The sequence below is a fragment of the Streptomyces sp. NPDC093598 genome, assembly GCF_044764825.1.
Classification (GTDB): Bacteria; Actinomycetota; Actinomycetes; order Streptomycetales; family Streptomycetaceae; genus Streptomyces.
On record NZ_JBIWIV010000004.1, the window covers coordinates 270,390 to 293,336 of the forward strand.

The 22,947-nt window shown below is 71.2% G+C and carries 24 protein-coding genes and 1 pseudogene; 12 read left to right on the forward strand and 13 right to left on the reverse strand.

The genetic code is table 11. The features are described 5' to 3' along the window. Positions 1–42: 42 nt before the first annotated feature. Positions 43–1,623: a methylmalonyl-CoA mutase gene (locus ACIRDU_RS16465; RefSeq protein ID WP_403580618.1), complete on the reverse strand. Its 1,581-nt coding sequence runs from the start codon at positions 1,621–1,623 to the stop codon at positions 43–45. A 140-nt stretch (positions 1,624–1,763) separates the two neighbouring features. On the opposite strand from ACIRDU_RS16465, the gene ACIRDU_RS16470 reads away from it, so the two are divergent. Beyond that, complete coding sequence (locus ACIRDU_RS16470; protein WP_403579650.1) at positions 1,764–2,612, forward strand: L,D-transpeptidase family protein; 849 nt, start codon at positions 1,764–1,766, stop codon at positions 2,610–2,612. Positions 2,613–2,769: 157 nt separating this feature from the next. Here the strand turns inward: ACIRDU_RS16470 and ACIRDU_RS16475 are convergent, their stop codons facing one another. The 4 genes from ACIRDU_RS16475 to ACIRDU_RS16490 all read right to left on the reverse strand — a co-directional run bounded on the left by ACIRDU_RS16475 (position 2,770) and on the right by ACIRDU_RS16490 (position 6,526). Next, positions 2,770–3,876 carry a hypothetical protein gene (locus tag ACIRDU_RS16475; RefSeq protein WP_403579653.1) on the reverse strand — a complete coding sequence of 369 codons (1,107 nt, stop codon included), beginning with the start codon at positions 3,874–3,876 and terminating at the stop codon, positions 2,770–2,772. Further along, positions 3,876–4,550 carry an RNA polymerase sigma factor gene (locus ACIRDU_RS16480; RefSeq protein ID WP_403580620.1) on the reverse strand — a complete coding sequence of 225 codons (675 nt, stop codon included), beginning with the start codon at positions 4,548–4,550 and terminating at the stop codon, positions 3,876–3,878. The genes ACIRDU_RS16475 and ACIRDU_RS16480 overlap by 1 nt, the downstream gene beginning before the upstream one ends. A 387-nt stretch (positions 4,551–4,937) precedes the next feature. Further along, positions 4,938–5,750, reverse strand: coding sequence for a hypothetical protein (locus tag ACIRDU_RS16485; protein WP_403579656.1), 813 nt, complete (start codon positions 5,748–5,750; stop codon positions 4,938–4,940). Positions 5,751–5,908: 158 nt separating this feature from the next. Next, positions 5,909–6,526, reverse strand: coding sequence for an RNA polymerase sigma factor (locus ACIRDU_RS16490; protein WP_403579659.1), 618 nt, complete (start codon positions 6,524–6,526; stop codon positions 5,909–5,911). A gap of 214 nt (positions 6,527–6,740) precedes the next feature. Here ACIRDU_RS16490 and ACIRDU_RS16495 point away from each other — a divergent pair, with 214 nt between their 5' ends. Further along, a complete protein-coding gene (locus tag ACIRDU_RS16495) occupies positions 6,741–7,949 on the forward strand; it encodes an N-acetylmuramoyl-L-alanine amidase (protein ID WP_403579662.1) in 1,209 nt (402 codons plus the stop codon). A 2-nt stretch (positions 7,950–7,951) separates the two neighbouring features. Here the strand turns inward: ACIRDU_RS16495 and ACIRDU_RS16500 are convergent, their stop codons facing one another. From ACIRDU_RS16500 to ACIRDU_RS16515, 4 genes are all read right to left on the reverse strand, one after another. Next, positions 7,952–8,347 (reverse strand): hypothetical protein, encoded by a 396-nt coding sequence (locus ACIRDU_RS16500; protein ID WP_403579665.1) that lies wholly within the window; start codon positions 8,345–8,347, stop codon positions 7,952–7,954. A gap of 155 nt (positions 8,348–8,502) precedes the next feature. Next, positions 8,503–9,057 (reverse strand): hypothetical protein, encoded by a 555-nt coding sequence (locus ACIRDU_RS16505; protein WP_403579668.1) that lies wholly within the window; start codon positions 9,055–9,057, stop codon positions 8,503–8,505. A gap of 108 nt (positions 9,058–9,165) precedes the next feature. Then, positions 9,166–9,672 (reverse strand): hypothetical protein, encoded by a 507-nt coding sequence (locus ACIRDU_RS16510; RefSeq protein WP_403579670.1) that lies wholly within the window; start codon positions 9,670–9,672, stop codon positions 9,166–9,168. Between the two features lie 95 nt (positions 9,673–9,767). Then, positions 9,768–11,369 (reverse strand): glycoside hydrolase family 20 protein, encoded by a 1,602-nt coding sequence (locus ACIRDU_RS16515; RefSeq protein ID WP_403580623.1) that lies wholly within the window; start codon positions 11,367–11,369, stop codon positions 9,768–9,770. A gap of 290 nt (positions 11,370–11,659) precedes the next feature. Here ACIRDU_RS16515 and ACIRDU_RS16520 point away from each other — a divergent pair, with 290 nt between their 5' ends. The 6 genes from ACIRDU_RS16520 (at position 11,660) to ACIRDU_RS16545 (ending at position 16,058) form a co-directional block, all read left to right on the forward strand. Then, a complete protein-coding gene (locus tag ACIRDU_RS16520; RefSeq protein ID WP_403579673.1) occupies positions 11,660–12,133 on the forward strand; it encodes a 2-oxo-4-hydroxy-4-carboxy-5-ureidoimidazoline decarboxylase in 474 nt (157 codons plus the stop codon). Between the two features lie 222 nt (positions 12,134–12,355). After that, complete coding sequence (gene sdhC, locus ACIRDU_RS16525) at positions 12,356–12,736, forward strand: succinate dehydrogenase, cytochrome b556 subunit (protein ID WP_031107855.1); 381 nt, start codon at positions 12,356–12,358, stop codon at positions 12,734–12,736. Positions 12,737–12,741: 5 nt separating this feature from the next. After that, on the forward strand, positions 12,742–13,224 hold the full coding sequence (locus ACIRDU_RS16530) for a succinate dehydrogenase hydrophobic membrane anchor subunit (RefSeq protein WP_381103003.1): 483 nt from the start codon (positions 12,742–12,744) through the stop codon (positions 13,222–13,224). 19 nt (positions 13,225–13,243) lie between these two features. After that, a complete protein-coding gene (gene sdhA / locus ACIRDU_RS16535; RefSeq protein WP_403579676.1) occupies positions 13,244–14,998 on the forward strand; it encodes a succinate dehydrogenase flavoprotein subunit in 1,755 nt (584 codons plus the stop codon). Then, a complete protein-coding gene (locus ACIRDU_RS16540; protein ID WP_390987927.1) occupies positions 14,998–15,777 on the forward strand; it encodes a succinate dehydrogenase iron-sulfur subunit in 780 nt (259 codons plus the stop codon). The genes sdhA and ACIRDU_RS16540 overlap by 1 nt, the downstream gene beginning before the upstream one ends. Positions 15,778–15,929: 152 nt before the next feature. Next, a complete protein-coding gene (locus ACIRDU_RS16545; protein ID WP_403579679.1) occupies positions 15,930–16,058 on the forward strand; it encodes a hypothetical protein in 129 nt (42 codons plus the stop codon). Between the two features lie 5 nt (positions 16,059–16,063). On the opposite strand, the pseudogene ACIRDU_RS16550 reads toward ACIRDU_RS16545, so the two are convergent. Next, positions 16,064–16,246 (reverse strand): annotated as a pseudogene (locus ACIRDU_RS16550) (CGNR zinc finger domain-containing protein); the annotation flags it as partial. 123 nt (positions 16,247–16,369) lie between these two features. On the opposite strand from ACIRDU_RS16550, the gene ACIRDU_RS16555 reads away from it, so the two are divergent. The 4 genes from ACIRDU_RS16555 (at position 16,370) to ACIRDU_RS16570 (ending at position 19,456) form a co-directional block, all read left to right on the forward strand. Beyond that, positions 16,370–17,542 (forward strand): epoxide hydrolase family protein, encoded by a 1,173-nt coding sequence (locus ACIRDU_RS16555; protein ID WP_403579682.1) that lies wholly within the window; start codon positions 16,370–16,372, stop codon positions 17,540–17,542. Positions 17,543–17,762: 220 nt separating this feature from the next. Next, on the forward strand, positions 17,763–18,170 hold the full coding sequence (locus tag ACIRDU_RS16560; RefSeq protein ID WP_403579685.1) for a hypothetical protein: 408 nt from the start codon (positions 17,763–17,765) through the stop codon (positions 18,168–18,170). A 12-nt stretch (positions 18,171–18,182) separates the two neighbouring features. After that, entirely contained in the window at positions 18,183–18,677 is a 495-nt protein-coding gene (locus ACIRDU_RS16565; RefSeq protein WP_403579688.1) for a thiol-disulfide oxidoreductase DCC family protein, read from the forward strand. A gap of 32 nt (positions 18,678–18,709) precedes the next feature. Then, positions 18,710–19,456, forward strand: a complete 747-nt coding sequence (locus ACIRDU_RS16570; RefSeq protein ID WP_403579690.1) for a TetR/AcrR family transcriptional regulator — start codon at positions 18,710–18,712, stop codon at positions 19,454–19,456. Positions 19,457–19,498: 42 nt separating this feature from the next. On the opposite strand, the gene ACIRDU_RS16575 is transcribed toward ACIRDU_RS16570, so the two are convergent. From ACIRDU_RS16575 to ACIRDU_RS16585, 3 genes are all read right to left on the reverse strand, one after another. Beyond that, on the reverse strand, positions 19,499–21,055 hold the full coding sequence (locus tag ACIRDU_RS16575; protein WP_403579693.1) for an ABC transporter substrate-binding protein: 1,557 nt from the start codon (positions 21,053–21,055) through the stop codon (positions 19,499–19,501). 187 nt (positions 21,056–21,242) lie between these two features. Then, positions 21,243–22,649: a metallophosphoesterase gene (locus ACIRDU_RS16580; RefSeq protein WP_403579696.1), complete on the reverse strand. Its 1,407-nt coding sequence runs from the start codon at positions 22,647–22,649 to the stop codon at positions 21,243–21,245. 23 nt (positions 22,650–22,672) lie between these two features. Then, the gene (locus ACIRDU_RS16585; RefSeq protein WP_352117564.1) at positions 22,673–22,912 is read right to left on the reverse strand and encodes an SCO4848 family membrane protein; all 240 of its coding nucleotides are present in this window, start codon (positions 22,910–22,912) and stop codon (positions 22,673–22,675) included. Positions 22,913–22,947 lie beyond the last annotated feature (35 nt).

Below are 22,947 nucleotides of genomic sequence, written 5' to 3' on the forward strand. Positions count from 1 at the left end.
GCACGCGGGTGTGACAGCTGGGTAGGACGCTTCCCCCGCCGGTCAGAAGGCGTCCGACGGGACGTGCGTCCCCCACACCTCGCGCAGCGCGGCGCAGACCTCGCCGACGGTGGCCCGGGCCTTCAACGCCTCCTTCATCGGGTAGAGGACGTTGTCCTCGCCCTCGGCGGCCTTCTTCAGAGCGGCGAGGGCCGTGTCGACGGCCGACTGGTCGCGTTCCGCGCGCAGGGTGGCCAGGCGTTCGGCCTGCCGGGCCTCGATGGCGGGGTCGACGCGCAGCGGCTCGTACGGCTCTTCCTCGTCCAGCCGGAAGCGGTTGACGCCGACCACGACCCGCTCGCCGGAGTCGGTCTCCTGGGCGATGCGGTAGGCGTTGCGCTCGATCTCGTTCTTCTGGAAGCCGCGTTCGATGGCCTCGACCGCGCCGCCCAGTTCCTCGACCTTGGCCATCAGCTCCACGGCCGCGGCCTCGACGTCGTCGGTCATCCTCTCGACGGCGTAGGAGCCGGCGAACGGGTCGACGGTGGCGGTGACATCGGTTTCGTGGGCGAGGACCTGCTGGGTGCGCAGGGCGAGGCGCGCGGACTTGTCGGTGGGCAGGGCGATGGCCTCGTCGAAGGAGTTGGTGTGCAGGGACTGCGTGCCGCCGAGGACCGCGGCCAGGCCCTGCACCGCGACCCGGACCAGGTTCACCTCGGGCTGCTGGGCCGTCAGCTGCACACCGGCCGTCTGCGTGTGGAAACGCAGCATCAGGGACTTGGGGTTCTTCGCGCCGAACTCCTCGCGCATCACCCGGGCCCAGATGCGGCGTGCGGCACGGAACTTGGCGACCTCCTCCAGGATCGTCGTCCGGGCCACGAAGAAGAACGACAGCCGGGGGGCGAAGTCGTCGACGTCCATGCCGGCCGCGACCGCCGTACGCACGTACTCGACCCCGTCGGCGAGGGTGAAGGCGATCTCCTGCGCGGGCGAGGCGCCCGCCTCGGCCATGTGGTAGCCGGAGATGGAGATGGTGTTCCACTTGGGGATCTCGGCCCGGCAGTACTTGAAGATGTCGGCGATCAGGCGCAGTGAGGGCTTGGGCGGGAAGATGTAGGTGCCGCGGGCGATGTACTCCTTCAGCACGTCGTTCTGGATCGTGCCGGTGAGCTGGTCCGCCCTGACGCCCTGCTCCTCGGCGACCAGCTGGTACATGAGCAGCAGCAGGGCCGCCGGGGCGTTGATCGTCATCGATGTGGAGACCTGGTCGAGCGGAATGCCGCCGAACAGGACCCGCATGTCCTCGACCGAGTCGACGGCCACGCCCACCCTGCCGACCTCGCCGTGCGCGATCGCCGCGTCGGAGTCGTGGCCCATCTGGGTGGGCAGGTCGAAGGCGACCGACAGGCCCGTGGTGCCGTGGGCGATCAGCTGCCGGTAGCGGGCGTTGGACTCCGCGGCCGTGCCGAAACCGGCGTACTGGCGCATCGTCCAGGGGCGGCCCGTGTACATCGACGGATACACGCCACGGGTGTACGGGTACGCCCCGGGCTCTCCCAGCTTCTCCGCCGGATCCCAGCCCTGGAGGGCCTGCGGCCCGTAGACCGGCTCGATGGGCAGTCCGGACTCCGACTCACGCGCCATGGTGGGTGCCTCCCGCAGAGCAGTGACCTCGCTCACCACCATGCCCCTTGGTTCGCGGCGGGTCACGCGGGGGGAAGCATCTCAGGTGACATCCGGGCACACCGGTGAGACGAGCAGGGGGCCGTGTGCGTACTACGGGCATGGGGAGAGCGTTCGCAGCGGGGCTCGCCGTGGTGGCCGCGCTGACCGGCTGCACGGTGCAGGCCCCCGACGGCGAGGGAAAGCGCCGCTCGCCGGTGCACATCGAACTGCCGAGCAGCACCCCGTCCCCGGCCCGCACACCGGCCGACGGTGGTGACAAGCCGAGCGCCGCACCGCCGTCCGGCGACGACAAGCCCGGTGCCGCCCCGGCCCCGCCCCGCGTGCTGTGGTCCCGCGGCGCCACCGGCCGGGACGTCCGGGAGCTCCAGGCCCGGCTGCGGCAGGTCGCCTGGCTGTTCGAGGGGCCGACCGGGACGTACGACGAGCCGACGGAGCGGGCGGTCAGCGGCTTCCAGGGCAAGCGCGGGCTGCCGCGCACCGGGAAGACCGACGCCGTCACCTGGCAGCGGCTGCTGCGCATGACGCGCGAGCCCGGCCGCTGGGACCTGTACCTGATGGGCGGCCAGCCGGCCGACGCACCGGACGCGCGCTGCCGGACCGGCAGGGTGCTGTGCATCGACAAGACCAGCAGGACGCTGCGCTGGATGATCGACGGGCGGACCGTGTCGACGATGGCGGTCCGCTTCGGCTCCCAGTACACGCCGACCCGGGAGGGCGTCTTCTCCGTCTACTGGAAGTCCCGCGACCACGTCTCGACGCTCTTCGACTCGCCCATGCCCTACGCGATGTTCTTCAGCGGCGGCCAGGCCGTGCACTTCTCGGCGGACTTCGCCGCCCGGGGCTACGCGGGCGCCTCGCACGGCTGCGTCAACGTGCGGGACGAGGCGGCGATCGCGGAGCTGTACGCGCAGGTCCGCAACGGCGACAGGGTCGTCGTGTCCTGGTGACAGCGGGGAGAGGGATCAGGGGCGCGGGCGGGACCGGGGGAACGTGTCCCGCCCGCGCTCAGGTGCACGAGCCGTAGGTACGGGGGGAACCCCGGCTCTGTGCGACGGCCGATGACCAGTCGGCTCACTCATTACTGCGCCGGGGCGGCCGAAAACGTCACACCCTCGGCCAAGAGATTTCCACGGAGTGCGAAACCGCAGGTCGCAGCGGTGCGGAAGAGCTCCGGTACCGGCCGCGGTCCGCGTCGCCCTCGTCGTCCTTCTTCTCGGCCTGTTCCTCGGCCTGCTTCTCGGTCTGTTCCTCGGCCTGCTTCTCGGCCTTCCGGTCGGCCTTGTCCTGCTTCCGGTCCTGGCCGCGGTCGTGGTTCCCCCGGTCCGCGCCCTTGCCGTCGCCGTTGCCGGGGTGCCGGCCCTGGTCCGGGTGCTCCTCGTTCCTCCGCTGCCCCGAGCGGGGGTCGGCCGAGGACAGGACACCTTCGCAGTACTTCCACACCCGCAGGCCGCCCGCCGCGTCCCGCAGGGCGCGCCTGCGGTCGGGGTCCAGCCACTTGCCGTCACGGAGGTCGCGGCAGGCGGAGGCGATCTTCCCGCGGTCGTCGTCGGGGCGGTCCGCCCGGTCGCCGGGGTCCGGTCTCCCGTTCGCGTCGTCGTCCGGCTCGTCACGCCCCTGGGCGTCCGCCCCGCCCGTCGACGTGCCGTCCGGGGCGTCCTCGCGGGTCGGTCCGCCCTGCGCGTCGTCGCTCGGCGAGGGCGACACCAGGGGGCGTTCGGGCGGAGTGACGTCGGCCGAAACGGAGGCACCGGGGTGGGGCTCGTCGCCGCCGAACGGTGCCCTCAGGACTCCGGTTCCGGCCGCGACGGCGACCCCGCCGACCATGCCGACGGCCAGCACGGCGGCGAGGGCGAGACGGGCGGGACGGGCCCAGCGAGGCCGCCGGGCGGTGACGGTGCCGCTGCCGCCGGGGCTTCCGATCCGGACCAGCCCGGCGTCGGTGACCCCGGGCGCGTCCTGGCCGCCGGTGCCCGCACGGGCCGCGACCGCGTCGGCGCGTTCCGCGCGGGCCTTGCGGAACGCGGCCACCGCCGCGGCCTCACCGGGGAGTTCATCGCTGGTCAGCGGGGGTGTGGCAGACAGTGCGCCGAGGGCGCGGGCGAGGTGTTCGGCCTGGTCCCGGCCGGCGCCGTCGACGGCTTCGAGTGGCTCTCCGCTCAGCAAACGCTCCGCCGTTTCGCGGTCCAGCCACCTGTACTGCTCGTCGGCCATCACACATCCTTCTGCGTCCGCATAACGCTACGCGTCACACCTGCGGACGTCACCGCACCGCCGCGCGGTTCTCGCTGGGGCGGCAGGGCGTCGAGCACTCCGGCCGATTCCGGATCGGCCTGCGGATCGTCGCCGAGCAGTTCGGCGAGCCGCTTCAGACCCCGGTGCGCCGCCGTGCGGACCGCACCCGGGCGCTTGCCCAGCGTCTCGGCGGCGGTCTTCGCGTCGAGCCCCACCACCACGCGCAGGACGACCGCCTCGGCCTGGTCCTGGGGCAACCGGGAGATCAAGGAGAACGTGCCGTCGGTGGCGAGCGCCTCGATGGCCTCGCCGGCGGTGTCGGACTCGGCGGCCCGGCCGGTCAGTTCGGTCTCGTCACCGCCGATCGCGGGCCTGCGCCCGCGCATGCGTATGTGGTCCAGCGCGCGATTGCGGGCGATCCGGGCGGCCCAGCCGCGAAACCGGTCCGCGTCGCCGGTGAACCGCTCCAGATCGCGGGCTATCTGAAGCCACGCCTCGGACGTCACGTCCTCGGCATCGGGGTCGCCGACCAGCGTCCGTACGTACCCGAGCAGCCGCGGGTGCACGGTGCGGTACACAGTCCGGAACGCGTTCTCATCTCCGTCCTGTGCCGCGCGCACCGCGGCGGTCAGCTCCGCGTCGTCCCCCAGCACCGCGCGCCCTTCTGCGCCTTGACCGGCGCCGCTCTCGCGGACCGGGTTCTCGCCGTCGTGGTTGCTCAATTGGTGATTGCGGTCACAAGGCCGCAGGTGGTTGCGGTGGTCTTGCCGCCTTCGCTGTTGGCGCGAATGGCACGTTACGACCTGAAACCACTCCCCGTCCATGTCCGTCCGAGATGCAACTAAGCCGTGACGCCGCGGGGTGTGACAGAAAACGCACACTGGGCGCTGTAGGGAGTACGGGCCGCCGCGCGGCCCGTGCCGCGCGACGGCCGGGGCCTCTCCTGTGGGGGGTGGCGGCCCCGGCCGTTGCCATGGCGGGTGCCGGCGGGTTCGCGGCAGCGCCCGGCCGTGACGGCCTGGGTTCGCGGAAATCTCCTGTCACTGACGGCCGTTGGACTGGGAGCGCTTGCCGTCGCTCCGGCTCTTGCCCGCGCCGTTGCCCGACTCGCCGCTCCCGCCGTTGCCCGACTCGCCGCTCCCGCTGTTGCCCGGCTCGTTGCCCCCGCCGTTGTTCGCGGGGGGAGCACCGCCGCCCTTGGCGGGATCGCCGTTTCCGGAGTCACCGCTCCCGCCCTTGGGTTCGGCCAGTTGTTCGGCGCAGTAGGCCGTGACGTTCCTCTCACCGCCCGCGGCGGCCACGAGACGCCGCCAGGCCGTCGCCTCCAAGGCCTTGCCGCGTCCCCCGGCCCGCTCGTAGGCACGGCAGTGGGCCTCGGTGTCCTGGGCGGGAGCCGGCCGGTCCGGGTGAGCGGGGGCCGAGCCGGTGCCGGGGCCGGGGCTTCGGCTGCCGCGGGGAGGTTTCCCGGCCGGGTCCTGCGGGGCGCTGCTCGGGGCGGACGGGCGCTCGGGGGCGTCCTTGGTGCCCTTCTCCGGTGACCCCGCCACGCCGATCGCCGCCACGGCGACACCGCCCAGCGTGAGACTGGCGAGCAGCACGGAGAGCGTCGTCCTCAGGGACCGGCCCACGTACCGCCGCTCCCGGGTACGCCAGTCGTCCCGGCGGCGGCCGCGCGTGCGCAGGGCCCCGGCGTCCCGCGCGGCCCGGAAGGCGGCCACGGCCCGCTGCTCGCCCTCGGCGTCGACACCGTCCCTGATGAGGGCGGCGACCAGCAGCGCCTCGACGTCGGAGTCCAGGAGGGCGTGACGGGAACCACGGCCGGAAAGCCCGCCGTCGCTGCGCCGTTCACCCATGTCCGTATCCGTCCCTGCTCGATCCGATCGATCCGTCCGCCCCGGTCGGCCCGCCGGGTCCCACCAGTACGTCCCGGCGGTCCGCCCTGTTCAGGGCGTCGGTCCGCGGGACCCGCCCGGGCCGTCCGCGAAACCGCCGGCGAAACCGCCGGTTCCGCTCATGTCGACTCACCCAGCGTCCGGGGAGCCTCATCCGTCACACTCTCCGCGCCGAGCTGCCCGGCGAGGCGCTTCAGGCCCCGGTAGGCCGCCGTGCGGACCGCGCCCGGCCGCTTGCCCAGGACCCGCGCCGCGGCCGGGCCGTCCAGGCCGACCACGACGCGCAGCAGCACGGCCTCGGCCTGGTCGCGCGGCAGCCCCCGGACCAGTTCCAGGGCGTGCTCGGTGGAGATGGACTCCAGCGCCTGGTCGTGCGTGCTCTGCGGGCCGGGCAGGTCCAGCACGTCCTGCTCCAGCGCGGACGACCGGGGCCGTACCCGCTGCCGGCGCAGGTGGTCCAGCGCCCTGTGCCGGGCGATGGTCGCCGTCCAGCCCCGGAAGCCGGCCCCGTCACCCCGGAACCGCCCGAGGTCCCGGGCGATCTCCAGCCAGGCGTCGGACGCCACGTCCTCCGCGTCGTCCCCGACCAGGCCGCGCAGATAGCCGAGCAGTCCGGGCTGCACGAACCGGTAGGCGACCGCGAAGGCCGCCTCGTCACCCTGCTGGGCCCGCGCGACGGCCGCGCCCAGTTCCCCGTCGTACGCCTGCCCGCGCCGGGGTTCCGCTCCGTGACCCAAGTACCGTCCTCGTCCGTGCCGAGTGCGCCCTCCCACGATGATCAGCGCCGGTCCGCGCGGAAGTGTCACAGCGCGTCGGACGCCGGGGTCCCACGACCGTTCGGGTCAACCCGGACCGCCGTCCTCGGGAGCCGGGCCCCGCGGAGGTTTCGGCCAAGTGACGTGCCGGGGAGCTCTGCTCGCGATGCAACCGCCCACGAAAGGCGAGCGCCGTATGACACCCCGCCTCCTGCGCACCGCCGTCGCCACCGCCCTGGCCCTCGGCGCCCTCGGCCTCGACCAGCCCGCCCGGGCCTCCTCCTCGGACGGGGTGCACACCGTCCGGGTGCCGGACGGCGACCCCCATGAACGGTCCCTCGCCCCGCGCACCACCGAGCCGTTCAGCCTGCTCGGTCTCACCTGGGACGACCCGGACGCGGCCCTGGAGGGCACGGCCCACGTGCGCACGCGCTCGCGGGGGAGCGGCGTCTGGAGCGCGTGGCGGCCCCTGGAGACCGACGTCCGTACGCCCGAGGCCGGCCTCGACCGCGACCGGGCAGCGGTGCGCGGCAGCACCCAGCCGTTGTGGACCGGGCCTTCGGACGGCGTCCAGGTGCGCGTCTCGGGCTCGCGCCTGCCGGCGGGTCTGCGCGTCGAACTGATCGACCCCGAGGCCGAGTCGGACGCCGTGCACGGCGCGGTCGTGGAGCCGGACGCCGCCGGGCCGGCCGCCGGTCCGCTCGCGGCCGAGCGTCCCGCCATGACGTCGCGCTCCGCCTGGGGTGCCGACGAGTCCCTGGTGAAGGACCCGCCCACCTACACCGGCGACACCAAGGCGATGTTCGTCCACCACACGGCGGGCACCAACGACTACACGTGCTCCGAGTCGGCCTCGATCGTGCGCGGTGTGTTCCTCTACCACGTGAGGAGCAACGGCTGGAACGACATCGGCTACCACTTCCTCGTCGACAAGTGCGGCACCGTCTTCGAGGGCCGTGCGGGCGGCGTCGACAAGCCCGTCCTCGGCGCCCACACCTACGGGTTCAACACCGCCACCAGCAGCGTCTCGGTACTCGGCGACTACTCCACGGCGGCCTCGAACGCCGCGGTGCGCGCGTCGGTGGCGAAGGTCGCGGCCTGGAAGCTCGGCCTCTACGGCATCGACCCGACCGGGACGGTCGTGCTGACCTCCGGTGCCGACAACGGCAAGTACAAGCTGGGCCAGAAGGCCACGTTCCACCGCGTGTCCGGGCACCGTGACGGCTACCCGACGGAGTGCCCCGGGCGGAACCTCTACGCCGACCTGCCCGAGATCCGCACCCTGGCCGCGAACGCCGGCACGCTCGACGAACCCGAACCCGAACCCGAACCCGAACCCGAACCCGCCCCGGGGCCGCCGGGGTCCTTGGGCGAGGACCGGGACGAGGGCGTGCTCGCGCCCTGAAGCTATCGCCGGGGCGCGGTGCTCACCGCGTCCCGGCACAGCAGCCGCAGCGATCCGTGGCCCGCGTAGCAGCGGCGGGCCTCGTCGATGGGGTCCCACAGGCGCCCGTCGGGGGTGCGGAGCCAGTGGTCGCCGCCGGTCGCCCACCACTCGGCGCCGGTCTGACGCGCCATCACCTCACCGGCGTACGCACCGAAGCCGCGCAGCACCTGCTGGACGGCTGCGTCGGGCGCTCCTTCCCGCCGTATCCCCTCGATCATCCGGTCGATGCTCCACAGGCTCTGCACCGAGTAGTCGAGGCGCAGCCGTGCTCCCTCGCGCATCGTCGCCACAGTGTCCGCCGCCCATCGCAGCGGCTTCGCAGCTGCCGATGGCCTGGTCTCCGCTTGAGTCGTCACATCCCGGAAAGCGCTGCGGCGAAGCGTTTCGTCACCCGGAATCGGCGGCTTCCCCGAAGCGGCGCAGGACCGCCCCGGCACGCTCAAGGGACAGTCACAGGACTCTTTCAAGGAAGCGGGTTTAGGCCGGCAGGGCCGTCGACATGACCCGTCCCTCAGCCCTGTTGCCGACTCCGGCGGGACACCACCGCGCGCAGCACCCGCCGCCCCTCGATCGACACCTCCAGCGCCCGGCGCAGCCCGGCCGGGCCGTGTCCGGCCAGGACCTCCAGGACGGTGATCTGACGGCGCAGTTCGGCCGCGACGAGGGGCGACATTCCCTCCGTACGGCCCGCGCGGCGGGAGTCGACGGACGAGGCCTCGTCCTCGGCGGTGTCCAGGAGCCGGTGGATCTGGAGGGAGGCGACGGAGCAGGCGTCGGCCCACACCCGGACTCCGGTGGCGGACCGCTCGGCGGGGGCCGCCTCGAGCATCCGGTGGGCGAGCACGGCCGCCTCGTCCCCGGCGCCGGCCGCGTCCAGCTTGCCGCGGGCCTGCTCCAGCCGCTCGCCCCAGTCACCGGCACCGGCACCGTCGCTGAGGCTCGCCCACACCGGCCGCAGGATCTCGTCGTCGCCGCCCAGCAGGGGCACGCACCGATCCAAACAAGCCAGCCCGCTCGCGGCCAGCCCGCGTTCGTCGGCCTGTGCGATCAACTCCACCAGGCTCATCCACGCCTCCCTCCGCGGGCCTTCTCCGGGGCCCGATCAGGCCACTGCCAGCCCTCACCCCTCACGGAACCCGCACTTCCCCTTACTGCGTGCGACGGCCCCGCAGTGTCACAGGGACACCACACCCAATCTGTCGAGGAAACGGAACAACAGGTTTTCGGCCAGGGGTTGGGGGTCTGACGTGAGTACGTCCACCAGCGCGTCGGCGTTCACTTCGCACCCCGCCTCGGCGGCCCAGCGGACAGCGCGCTCCGCGGCGTCGCCGGGTTCCAGGAAGTAGTCCTCCAGCGTGAGGCCCTCCCGGTCCGACCCCAGGTATCCGGCCATCGCGGAGCGCGCGAGGCAGGTGGTCCACGCCCCGCTCTCGGGCGCCGCGGCCTCCAGCACCACGCACTCGCTGTTCATGACGTACCCGAACAGCGCGGGCGCCCCGGTCTCCCGGGCGAGGGCGTTCATGTTCCCGATGTCGCCGTCGCTGCTCGGGTACTCCCACACCTGCCAGCCGCCCGGCGCCGAGGCGCGCCGCGTCAGGCCTTCCCCGGCCCCCGCCAGCGCGTCCAGCTCCGGCAGCGGCCGCTCCCCCCGGCCCACGACGAAGTATCCCCAGTAGCCCATGTTCCGGTTCCCCCCGGCATATTCGATTCAGGTCGCCTCAGAAGACCACCACAGTCGTACGGGAGTTCGCAGCCGTATGGGCCAATTCGTGCCGGTCAGCCGAGCCTGTCCGCCAGCGCCCGGAACTCCGTCCAGGACAGCTCGGGCCTGTCGGGGTCCCACAGCTTCTGGACCGTCGCCCGCAGCGGCATCCGGATCCCGGCCGCCACCTGCTCCTGCGTCTGGGAGTTCGCGAGGTCGCACCACACCGCGAAGGAGCCGCCGAGGATCTGGCCGTCGTAGCGCGCCGGCACGGCCGCGGTGCCGCGCAGCACCCGCGGTGTCCACTGCTCGTAGATCCGCTGCCCCGTCGGATAGACGAAGGTCTGCGGCTCGCCGAGCACGTAGTACAGGAACTCGTCGTTGTAGTTGATCACCTTGCGGCCCGCCTGGAGGTACTCCAGGGGCGCCCGGGCACCGATCTCCTTGCCGGTCCAGTAGGCGACCTGGATGTCCTTGGCGGCCTGGACGGAGGTGCCGCGGAAGAAGCCGTCGTTCCACGCGCGGGGGGTGCGCTGGTGGGCGCGGACGGTGTCGGCCCGGTCGTTCAGCCAGCCGGTGGTGAGGTCGGCGACCGTCGCGCCGGAGCCGTACTTCTCCCGGGCGGCGGCGGCCAGCTGCGGGAACGACGCCTCCGGGTTCGACCGGGTCAGCGCCTGGTACTCGTCGCCGCCGAGGTGCCAGGGCCCGCCGGGGAAGAGGTCGGCGTACTCGTCGAGCAGGTCGTCGACGATGTCGGCGCTCTCGGCCTTGGAGATGTCGATGGCGCCCTGCACCGCCGACCCCTGCCCGGTGCGCAACTGCAGGTCGGGGTGGGCGTCGAGGACCGCGCCGAGATGTCCGGGCGAGTCGATCTCGGGCACGATCGTGATGTGCCGGCTCTCCGCGAGGTCGATGATCTTCCGCACCTGCGCCTTGGTCAGATGCTGCCGCGACACGATCTCGGGATGCGAGGAGGACTCGATCCGGAACCCCTGGTCGTCGGAGAAGTGCAGGCCCAGCTGGTTGAACTTCAGATCGCCCAGTTCCCGGATCCGGTCCTCGATCCAGCCGGCCGTGAAGTACTTGCGCGCGATGTCCAGCATGAACCCGCGCTGCGCCTTGGCCGGCTCGTCCTTCACCACGCCCTCGGGCGCCGTGCCGCCGTCGTGCGTCTCCTGCTTGAGCGTGCGGGTGCCGTAGAAGACGCCCGCGTCGGACGGCCCGGTGATCTCCACCCGCCCGTCGCGCACGGTCATCACGTACGACTCGGGGTTCGCGCCCTTGTCGGCGTTCAGCGCCAGCCGCAGATCCCCGGCTCGCCTGTCGCCCTTCTCGCCCGCGTACTCCATCCCCAGCTCACCGGCGACCAGCCGCCCCTCGTCGGCCAGCGCCGGGTCGGCCACGACCACCCGGTTGTCCTTCTCGGGACGCCAGCCCGGGCCGCGCGCCGGCTCGTGGTCGCGCACGGCGGGGATGGTGCGGGGCGCCTCGGACAGGGCGTAGGAGCGGGTCGGGCTGGGGGTCGGGCCCGCTTCCGGCGCTCTGTCCGAGGGCGCGGCCGCGGTGGCCCCCTGCGAGGATCCGGCCTGCTGGCCCGTGGACCCGCCGTCGCCGCCCGAGGCCGCCCAGAGCCCGAGACTCACCCCGGCCGCGACCACGACCAGGGCTACAGCCATGGCCACGACCAGCACCTGCCGTTTTTTCTCCTGCTTCGCCGAAGCCCGGCGCCTGTGCTGACTCACACGGCCAACCTAAAACCCGGGGCGCCATGGCGCGCGTCCACCACGCGTGCCGACACTCTCTCCCCCGGGTGAAATTCAGGCATCCTTCGGACACGTCATGGTCGTACTCGATAACGTGACGTCACATCTCTCACACCTTGCCCTGCCGACACACGTGACGCCCACGAGGACCCACGCTGCCTGCGCACCGTCTCCCAGATCTCCCCGGTCGGCTCGCCATACCGGTGGAGCACTTCAACACAGCCTCCGAGGAGGACCTGGAGCAGGCCCTCCTCTCCTGCCTGCGCAGCCACCGCTGGGCCCGCCGGGTCGCGGAACACCGCCCCTACCCGGACGTGGACTCCCTGCTGGCCGCCGCGGACGAGGCGGCCTACGACCTGACCTGGTCCGACCTCTCGGAAGCACTGGCGGCCGAGCCGCTGCCCACCCTCCCGCCGGACGCCTACTCCGCGGCCCACACCGCCCTCGGCGCGGCCCACGCCGCCTACGAGGCACGCTTCGGGCACATGTTCGTCATCTGCCTGGACGGCCTGTCCCCGTCCGAGACCCTGGACCGCCTCCTCGCGGCCATCCGGTCACGATTGACCAACGATCCCGAAGAAGAGCGGGTGGTGGCGACGGAGGAGCTCCGGCGCCTCGCGAGGGGACGTCTGCTGCACGCCCTCAGGGGCGCGGGGAACTGCGCGAGCAACCACTGAACGCACCGCACCCGGCATAGCGGGACGTACCACCCACATCTCTGGCCCCACTAGCCCACCCGTACCTCTTTGCGTGCCAGTTTGATCACACCGGGGGACCCCCGCTCAGCCCAGCGGCAGCTCATCGCTACGATGCTGGGGGCCGGTGGACCGTACCCGGCCGGGCCCGACCGACACACCAAGCCGGCGCGGCCCCAATCCCCGCTCCCGGAGGAAACTTCCGTGCCGGCTGGAACGCTGTACCGCGGCCGGGAAGGAATGTGGTCCTGGGTGGCTCACCGAGTCACCGGCGTCCTCATCTTCTTCTTCCTGTTCGTTCACGTGCTGGACACCGCCCTCGTCCGTGTGTCCCCGGAGGCCTACGACACCGTCGTGGCCACGTACAAGACGCCGATCGTCGCGCTGCTGGAGTACGGCCTCGTCGCCGCCATCCTCTTCCACGCGCTCAACGGTCTGCGCGTCATCGCTGTCGACTTCTGGATCAAGGGCGCCCGCTACCAGAAGCAGATGCTCTGGACCGTCGTCGCCCTGTGGGTCGTGCTGATGCTCGGGGCCATCTACCCCGTCCTCGGCCACGCCGCTCGTGAACTCTTCGGGAGCTGACGCCAATGTCCACGACTGAGAAGACCGCTGCCGGCGTCGGCCCCGTCGAGGGCGGCGCCGTCTACACCGTCGACAACCCGGCGCCCTTCATCGAGGCCCCGCGCCAGCGCACCCGCAAGTCCCCGAAGAGCACCCGGGGCAACTTCGAGCTGGCGGCCTGGCTTTTCATGCGCCTGTCGGGCGTGGTGCTGGTCGTGCTGGTCCTCGGCCACCTGCTGATCCAGCTCGTGCTGGACGGCGGCGTCTCCAAGATCGGCTTCGCCTTCGTGGCGGGCCGCTGGGCGTCCCCGTTCTGGCAGGTCTGGGACCTGCTGATGCTGTGGCTCGCCATGCTGCACGGCGCCAACGGCCTGCGCACGGTCATCAACGACTACGCGGAGCGCGCGAACACCCGGCTGTGGCTCAAGGGCCTGCTCTACACCGCCACGGTGTTCACCATCCTGCTGGGCACGCTGGTGATCTTCACCTTCGACCCGAACATCCGCTAGGCACGGGGCTGCGAGAATCATGAAGATCCACAAGTACGACACCGTCATCGTCGGCGCCGGTGGCGCGGGCATGCGCGCGGCCATCGAGTCCACGAAGCGCAGCCGCACCGCCGTGCTGACCAAGCTCTACCCCACCCGCTCCCACACGGGCGCCGCGCAGGGCGGCATGGCCGCCGCGCTGGCCAACGTGGAGGAGGACAACTGGGAGTGGCACACCTTCGACACGGTCAAGGGCGGTGACTACCTGGTCGACCAGGACGCCGCCGAGATCCTGGCGAAGGAGGCCATCGACTCCGTCCTCGACCTGGAGAAGATGGGCCTGCCGTTCAACCGGACCCCGAACGGCACCATCGACCAGCGCCGTTTCGGCGGTCACAGCCGCAACCACGGCGAGGCCCCGGTCCGCCGCTCCTGCTACGCGGCCGACCGCACCGGCCACATGATCCTCCAGACGCTGTACCAGAACTGCGTCAAGGAGGGCGTGGAGTTCTACAACGAGTTCTACGTCCTGGACCAGCTGATCACCGAGGTCGACGGCGTCAAGAAGTCGGCCGGTGTCGTGGCGTACGAGCTGGCGACCGGTGAGATCCACGTCTTCCAGGCGAAGTCCGTGGTCTACGCGTCCGGCGGTTGCGGCAAGTTCTTCAAGGTGACGTCGAACGCGCACACGCTGACGGGTGACGGCCAGGCGGCGGTCTACCGCCGCGGTCTGCCGCTGGAGGACATGGAGTTCTTCCAGTTCCACCCGACCGGCATCTGGCGCATGGGCATCCTGCTGACGGAGGGCGCCCGCGGTGAGGGCGGCATCCTCCGCAACAAGGACGGCGAGCGCTTCATGGAGAAGTACGCGCCGGTCATGAAGGACCTGGCGTCCCGTGACGTCGTGTCCCGCTCCATCTACACGGAGATCCGTGAGGGCCGCGGCTGCGGTCCCGAGGGCGACCATGTCTACCTCGACCTCACGCACCTCCCGCCGGAGCAGCTGGACGCGAAGCTCCCGGACATCACGGAGTTCGCGCGCACCTACCTCGGCATCGAGCCCTACACGGACCCGATCCCGATCCAGCCCACCGCGCACTACGCGATGGGCGGCATCCCGACCAACGTCGAGGGTGAGGTCCTGGCGGACAACACCACCGTCGTCCCGGGCCTGTACGCGGCCGGCGAGGTCGCCTGCGTGTCCGTGCACGGAGCCAACCGCCTCGGCACCAACTCGCTGCTGGACATCAACGTCTTCGGCAAGCGCGCGGGCATCGCCGCCGCGGAGTACGCGCAGAAGGCGGAGTTCGTCGAGCTGCCGGAGAACCCGGCGGAGCTCGTGATCTCCCAGGTGGAGCGGCTGCGCGACTCCACCGGCACCGAGCGGGTGTCGGAGCTGCGGCGCGAGCTGCAGGAGACCATGGACGCCAACGTCATGGTGTTCCGCACCGAGCAGACGATCAAGACGGCGGTCGAGAAGATCGCGGAGCTGCGCGAGCGCTACCGGAACGTGGCGATCCAGGACAAGGGCAAGCGGTTCAACACGGACCTGCTGGAGGCCATCGAGCTGGGCAACCTGCTCGACCTCGCCGAGGTCATGGCCGTCTCCGCGCTCGCCCGCAAGGAGTCCCGCGGCGGTCACTACCGCGAGGACTACCCGAACCGCGACGACGTCAACTTCATGCGCCACACCATGGCGTACCGCGAGGTCGGCGCCGACGGCTCCGAAACCGTCCGTCTCGACTACAAGCCGGTCGTCCAGACCCGCTACCAGCCGATGGAGCGTAAGTACTGATGGCTACCCCCGTTCTGGACAAGGAAGACGCGGCCGGCAAGCCCGAGCCCGGTTTCGCCGACTCCCCCTACATCACGGTCACCTTCCGCATCCGCCGCTTCAACCCGGAGGTCGCGGCGGAGGCGGTGTGGGAAGACTTCCAGGTGGAGATCGACCCCAAGGAGCGTGTCCTCGACGCCCTCCACAAGATCAAGTGGGACCTGGACGGCACGCTGACGTTCCGCCGTTCCTGCGCGCACGGCATCTGCGGCTCGGACGCCATGCGGATCAACGGCAAGAACCGCCTGGCCTGCAAGACGCTGATCAAGGACATCAACCCCGAGAAGCCGATCACGGTCGAGGCCATCAAGGGCCTCACGGTCCTGAAGGACCTCGTGGTCGACATGGAGCCGTTCTTCCAGGCGTACCGCGACGTCATGCCCTTCCTCATCACGAAGGACACGAACGAGCCGACGCGTGAGCGTCTCCAGACGGCCGAGGACCGCGAGCGCTTCGACGACACGACGAAGTGCATCCTCTGCGCGGCCTGCACCACGTCGTGCCCGGTCTTCTGGAACGACGGCCAGTACTTCGGCCCGGCCGCCATCGTCAACGCGCACCGCTTCATCTTCGACTCGCGTGACGAGGCCGGCGAACAGCGCCTGGAGATCCTCAACGACCGCGACGGCGTGTGGCGCTGCCGCACGACCTTCAACTGCACGGACGCCTGCCCGCGCGGCATCGAGGTCACGAAGGCGATCGCGGAGGTCAAGCGTGCGCTGATCACGCGCCGCTACTGAGCTCGACCGCTTGAGCTCGAGGGCCCTGTTTCCGCTGGAAACGGGGCCCTCCGGCATATGCCACGCCTTCGGGTGAACGCGGCCGCGAAGGACGCCCGGGCACCCTCCGACCTACGAAGATGCTCTCGACACCAGCCCCCAGGAGGCGCCTGATGTCCGCAGCTTCCGTCGAGCAGCCCTTCCACGACGAAGAGCCGGTCACCCTGACGACCGTCGCCGACGGATCATGGAGCGCCATCCGGTCTACCGCGTCGAGATCATCGGAGGCCACCTCCTCGTAACCCCGTCACCGGATGCTCCCCACGCCCGCGCCCTGACCACACTCATGCGTCCGCGGACGGTGGTTCTCGTAGGCGCTTCCCAGCGGGTCGGTCATGTCACACCATTTGCGGGTGCGGCTTTGGCTGGTGTCGAAGAAGGCGGCTTGGCAGGTAGGTGATGCGCACAAGGCCAGTCTTCCCGCACGTTGCCGAGGCGGAAGTCGGGGAACTCAGCACGCATGGAACCACCTTGGCAGGTTGCAGCGCGGCTCGGAGAGCTGCTAGAACCGCCTTAGCCGGTTCGCAGAGTTCCACGATGGCCAGGAGGTCTCATGCCCCGTCCCGCCAGCGACGTGCAAGCATTTGAAGCCCACGCGACCGACGCCGACCTCGACGACCTGCGCGCGCGACTAGCCGCGGCGCGACTACCGGAGGCTGAGACGGTCCATCCCGCCGCGCCCGGCCCTCGCCGATGGGAACAGGGCGTTCCTCTCGCCGACCTCGTCGATGTCGTGAACTACTGGCGCACCGGGTACAACTGGCGGTCGTTCGAAGAGCGCCTCAACCGTGTGGGCCAGTTCCGCACGACCATTGACGGTCTGGGAATCCACTTCCTGCACCGCCGGTCCGCGCGCGCAGATGCCACTCCTCTGATAGTGACGCACGGCTGGCCAGGCAGCATCGCCGAGTTCATCGATGTAGTGGACGAGCTGGCGGATCCGAACGATGCGGAGGCGCCGGCGTTCCACGTCGTGGTCCCGTCGCTACCAGGCTTCGGTTACAGCGACAAGCCGGCCACCACCGGGTGGGGAACCGAAAAGATCGCGGCCGCATGGGTGGAACTGATGGGAAGGCTCGGCTACAGCACGTTCGTAGCCCACGGCGGCGACTGGGGAGGCAATATCACCACCGTTCTCGGCGGCAGGTTCCCCGCGCACGTTCTCGGCATCCACACGACGTTCGCGGAGGGGCCGCCCGGGTTGACAACGGACGGGCTGACGGCGGTCGAGCGCAGGTGGACCGAGGAAACGCGCCATTTCTGGCGCCACCGCGCGGCGTACGCGAAGCAGCAGGCGACCCGACCGCAGACCATCGGCTACTCGCTCGTCGACTCACCGGTCGGGCTTCTCGCCTGGATTCTGGACAAGTTCGCCGAGTGGTCAGACACCGAGGACAGCCCGTTCGAGAAGATTTCCAGAGACCGCGTTCTCGACGACGTCACCCTGTATTGGCTGACGCGGACCGGCGCATCGGCGGCCCGCATCTACTACGAGAGCCACAACTCGCTGGACCCCGAACTCCGGGTCGATGTCCCGTCAGCGATCACCATGTATCCCCGCGACGTCGAGAAGTGTCCGCGCCCCTGGGCACAGGAGCGGTACCGGCAGATCGTCCGGTGGAGGTCGCCCGAAAGCGGGGGACATTTCCCGTCGCTCGAGGTTCCCGGGTATTTCGTCAAAGATCTGCAAGAAGGCCTCGCGGCAGTGCTGGCCGCTGACCGGTGAACGCGGCCCGGCGGCCCGGCACTCGGAGGTGCGTTGCGACACCACGAGACCACCGCGTCCCCGGTCGCCCGGCATCCCGACGTCGCGTGGGACACCTGCCGGTCTGCGATCAAGGCCGACGCGCAGACCAGGAGCGCCGACCCTTGTGTTGAACATGTTCAAAAGTAGGTCTACAGTCATCCCCGACAGCGTTTTGAACGCGTTCAAGAAGGGTGGGGCTATGGACCGCACGGTCATCGCCTACGTCATCTACCTGCTGGTCAGCATCGGCCTGACCGTCTGGGTGGCCCGCACGCTCAGCCGGAACGGGAGGGTCTTCCTCGCCGATGTGCTGCACGGCAACGAGAATCTCGCCGACGCCGTCAACCACCTCCTGGTGGTCGGCTTCTACCTCGTCAACCTCGGGTTCGTCGCGCTGTACCTGAGCGACGACGGAACCATCACCGACGCCCGCGGCATCTTCGAGGCCCTGTCGACCAAGCTCGGCGTGGTGCTGCTCGTGCTCGGCGTGATGCACCTGGGCAACGTCTACGTGCTCAACCGGATCCGGCGCCGGGGCGCCATGGAGCGGGAGCAGGTTCCGCCGGTGCCGCCGCAGGGCTGGGTCGCCCCGCAGGCCCAGGCCTGAGCGGAGAGGTTCATGAAGGCCACCGCACCGGTCCGCCGGCTCACCGTCCTGTACGACGCCGAGTGCTCCCTGTGCGCGTTCCTGCGCGACTGGCTCCTGCGGCAGCCCCGGCTGGTGCCGCTGGAGCTGGTCCCGGCCGCCTCCGAGGAGGCCCGGCGGCGCTTTCCCGGGCTCGACCACGGCGCCACCCTCGACGAGATCACCGTCGTCGGTGACGCCGGGCAGGTCTACCAGGGTCCCGCCGCCTGGGTGGTCACCCTGTGGGCGCTGCGCGAGCACCGGCCGCTCGCCCACCGGCTGAGCACCCCGTCCGGCGCCCGGTTGGCCAAGGGCGCGGTGCTCGCCGCCGCCAAGTGGCGCGGGTCGCAGTGGCACCGGAGGCAGCGCGGCGGGACGCAGTGGGGCGGCCGGGTGTACCGGAGGGCGGACGGGTGGTCGTACGACCCGGACAGCGGCTGGAGCTACACCGCGCCGGGCTGCGCCGACGGCACCTGCGCCCCTCGGTGACCGTACCGCTGCTGACGTTAGGCTCTCTTCCCGTGCCCGCGAAGAACGACGGCCCCGACGACGGCGCCACCCCCACCAAGTCCGAGCAGACCCGCGCCCTGATCCTGGAGACGGCCATGCGGCTGTTCCAGGAGAACGGCTACGACAAGACGACGATGCGGGCCATCGCCAAGGAGGCCGGGGTCTCCGTCGGCAACGCGTACTACTACTTCGCGGGCAAGGAGCACCTGATCCAGGGCTTCTACGACCGGATCGCCGCCGAACACCAAGTGGCGGTACGGGAGATCCTGGACCGGGAGACCGACCTGGAGACCCGTCTGGCGGGGGTGCTGCGGGCCTGGCTGGACATCGCCGCGCCCTACCACGAGTTCGCGGTGCAGTTCTTCAAGAACGCAGCCGACCCGGACAGCCCGCTCAGCCCCTTCTCCCCCGAATCGGAGCACGCGCGCGAGGAGGCCATCAGCGTCCACCGGGACGTGCTGGCCGGGGCGACGAAGACCAAGGTGCCCGACGAACTGCGGGACATCCTGCCCGAGTTGATGTGGCTGTCCCAGATGGGGCTCTGCCTGTACTGGATCTTCGACCGGACCGAGGGCCGCGAGCGCAGCTACCGGCTCGCCGAGCGCGGTGCCCGGCTCACCGCGCGGGGCGTGGCCCTGGCCCGCTTCCGGGTGCTGCGACCGCTCGTGCGCGAGGTGCACGAGCTGTTCACGGACTTCCTGCCGGGGATGACCAACGCCATCCCGGATCCGGCGGCCCGGCGGCGTACCGGCCCCTGAGGGGCACCCCGCGGCGGGCCGTCAGAGGGTGGTGAGGCTCCGTCAGAGGGTGGTGAGGCTCCACAGGCGGAACACGCCCGTGCCGTCCGACAGGTACTGGCCGCCGCCGACGTCCTCGGTGGTGACGACGTACTCCTTCGCCTGCCACAGCGGCAGCACCGGCACGTCCTGCGCGACGGTCTGCTGCACCGAGCGGAAGTCCTGGTCGGCGTCGGTCCGCTCGGCGTAGCGCCGGCTGTCCTTGATGAGCCGGTCGACGGTCTTGCTGCTGTAGCCGGTGTTCATGGCGCTGCCGGTGCCGACGAGGGCGGCGCCGAAGGTGTCCGGGTCGGGGAAGTCGGCGACCCAGCCGACGGCGTACGCGTCGAGCTTGCCGGTCGCCCACTGCTTCTGGAAGGCCGTCCACTCGTAGCCCTTCAGGGTGACCTGGAACAGGCCGGTCGCCTCCAGTTCCTTCTTGATCTCGGCCGCCTCCTGCTCACCGGCGCCGCGGCCCTTGGCGTAGCCGTAGGTGAAGTGCACCGGCAGGCTCACGCCGGCCTGGGTGAGCAGGTGCCGGGCCTTCTTCGGGTCCGGCTTCGGGTAGTCGTCGAAGAACGAGGCGGTGTGCCCGGTGAGGCCCGCCGGGATGAGGGAGTACAGCGGGTCGACGGTGCCGTCGTAGACCGTGGCGGCCAGCTTCTCGCGGTCGATCAGCCAGGCGATGGCCTGCCGGATCTTCGGGTCGTGCAGCGGCTTGCCCGCGCGGGTGTCGAAGTACAGGTTCCGGGTCTCGGAGCCGTCCGCCTCGTAGACGCGCTGGGTGGGGTCGCTCGGGTTGAGGCCGGCGAGGACGCCGGGCGGCAGCTGATCGGTCGCGACCTCGACCTGCCGGTCCTTCCAGGCGGTGTCCAGGGCTTCGGGGGTGGCGTAGTAGCGCAGTTCGACGGGCCGGCCGGCGCCGCCGCTGACGGCGCCCCGGTAGTGCTGGTTGGGCGCGAGGACCGCGTCGTGGTCCTTGGTGTACGAGGTGAGGGTGTACGGGCCCGTGCCGTCGACGCCGTCTCCGGTGCGCAGCTTGCCGGCCGGGTACGCGGTGTGGTCGACGATCGAGCCGGCGCCGGTGGCCACCTTGAAGGGGAACGTCGCGTCCGGCGAGGTCAGGTGGAAGGTGACGGTCATCCCGTCGGCGTCCACGGAACCGAGCGTGCCGAGCAGGGACGCCGGGCCGACCGGGGCCTTGATCCTCAGGATCCGGTCGAACGAGTACTTCACGTCCTCGGCGTTCATGGTGCGGCCGCTCGGGAAGGTGAGGCCGTCGCGCAGCTCGCAGCGGTACGTGGTCAGGTCACCGCGCACGAACGCGCAGCTCTTCGCCGCGTCCGGCACGGGGGCGGTGCCGCCCGGCGCGAAGGTCAGCAGCGACTGGAAGACGTTGCTGAACAGCGCCCAGGAGCCCGCGTCGTAGGCGCCGGCGGGGTCGAGCGAGGTGACGCCGTCCGTCGTGCCGACCGTGATGGTCTTCCCGTCGCCCTTCGACGGCAGGAACTGCCAGGCGCCCACGCCCGCGGCGGCCAGGACCAGCAGCCCCGCGAGTATCCGTATGCGAACCGATCGCATCGGCGTTGCCCTCCCCAGGCCCTTTGAGGCCATTGAGGCCCTTGTGCGTGTGCCACACCCCTTCGTGGCGGGCTCACCCAATCACAGGATTTTGAGCAGGGGGAAGGGAGATCTGGCGAGTTGGGAAAGAACTTACCGATGGGCGGTTTGGGGCCGGTTTCACAGCGCTCGCACAGGGTGTGCGCGGTCAGGCCTGCTTCGACGCGAGCTCGATCAGGGTGATGTCCGACGGTGCGCCCACGCGCGTGGGCGGGCCCCAGGCGCCGGCGCCGCGCGAGACGTAGAGCTGGGTGTCGCCGTAGCGCTCCAGGCCCGCGAGGGTGGGGTTCGCACCGGAGGCGATGAGGTTGCCGGGCCAGAGCTGGCCGCCGTGGGTGTGGCCGGAGAGCTGGAGGTCGACGCCGTGCTCGACGGCGTCGTGGATCTGGACGGGCTGGTGCGCGAGCAGCACGCACGCGCGTGCGGTGTCCCGGTCGCCGAGGGCCTTCGCGAAGTCGGGGCCCTGGCCCTCCTCCTCACCGGCCACGTCGTTGACTCCCGCCAGGTCGAAGTACGGCATCTCCTTGCGGGCGTTCTCCAGGGGGTCCAGGCCCAGGCGGCGGACCTCCTCGACCCACTGCTCGGCGCCGGAGAAGTACTCGTGGTTTCCGGTGACGAAGTAGGAGCCGTGACGGGCCCTCAGCTGCGCCAGCGGGGCGGCCGCCGGGCCCAGGTCCTTCACGCTGCCGTCGACCAGGTCGCCGACGACCGCGATCAGGTCGGGCTGGGTCGCGTTGATGGTGTCGACGACCTTCTGCGCGAAGCCGCGTCCCAGGACCGGGCCGAGGTGCACGTCACTGACCACGGCGATCCGGTACCCGTGCGCGGCGCGCGGCAGCTTGGCCAGGGGCACGGTGACCCGCTCGACCTTCGGCCCGCGCAGCACGCCGTACGTCCCGTACCCCACGGTCCCGACGGCAGCGGCCGCGGCGGCCCCGGCGACGACGCGGGAGACGAAGAGACGGCGGGAGGGCCCGATGGGGGTGGCGGGGGTCTGCGGGGAGCCCTCGGAGTCGTGGCCGCGGTCGGGCCGCGAGGCGGCTGCGGGGGCCGTGCTGTCGCCGGGGCCGGGCTGCGAGGCGGCATCGGGTGCCGTCGCGGAGGCAGCAGTCGTCCCACCGGCACCGCCCGCCTGCGCGGCGGTCGCGGACACGGCGGTCACGCCGCTGCCGTTCGCCTGCGGCGCGGGCGCGCCGCTGCCGGGTCCTTGCGGGGCCTGGTTCGTTCGTCTCGCGCGGTGTTCGAGGAAGCGGTGCAGCAGCGGTCGGACGACCTCTCCCGCCACCACCGCCAGCAGCAGGTATATCGACAGGGCCAGCCACAGGTAGCCCGGCCAGGCGAGGACCTGCTGGAGCCGGAACGGGGCGCCCGAGCGTTCCGCGACGAGGGCCGCGACGGCGAGGATCCAGCCGCCGGCGATCAGGACGGCGCCCGCGCGGCGGACGGGGCCCGGGCCGCGGGTCGTGTCGCGGAACAGGCGGCGCCACACGTACCAGTTGGCCGTCACGACGACGGCCAGGACCAGCACTGCGACGAGTACGAAAACGATGACCACGGTGTCGTGTCTCCCGATCGCCGCTATGACGTCCGGCGCAGTGCGCGCAGACCACGCAACCCGATGGCCCCGATGACCGTCCCCAATACGAAGGAGACGACGGCGAGCAGCAGGTGCACCCAGAAGTAGGCCGTGGGACGACCGTCGTCGAAGGCGAGCCCGCTGCCGTCCTCGACCAGGTTCTTGACGAAAGTGATCCAGATGACCCAGCTCCACACCCCGAAGGCGAGCAGGAACCAGGAGACGGGGCGGCTGAGCTTCATGCACCCAGTATCGCCAGGGCCTGTCCGGTTCCGTT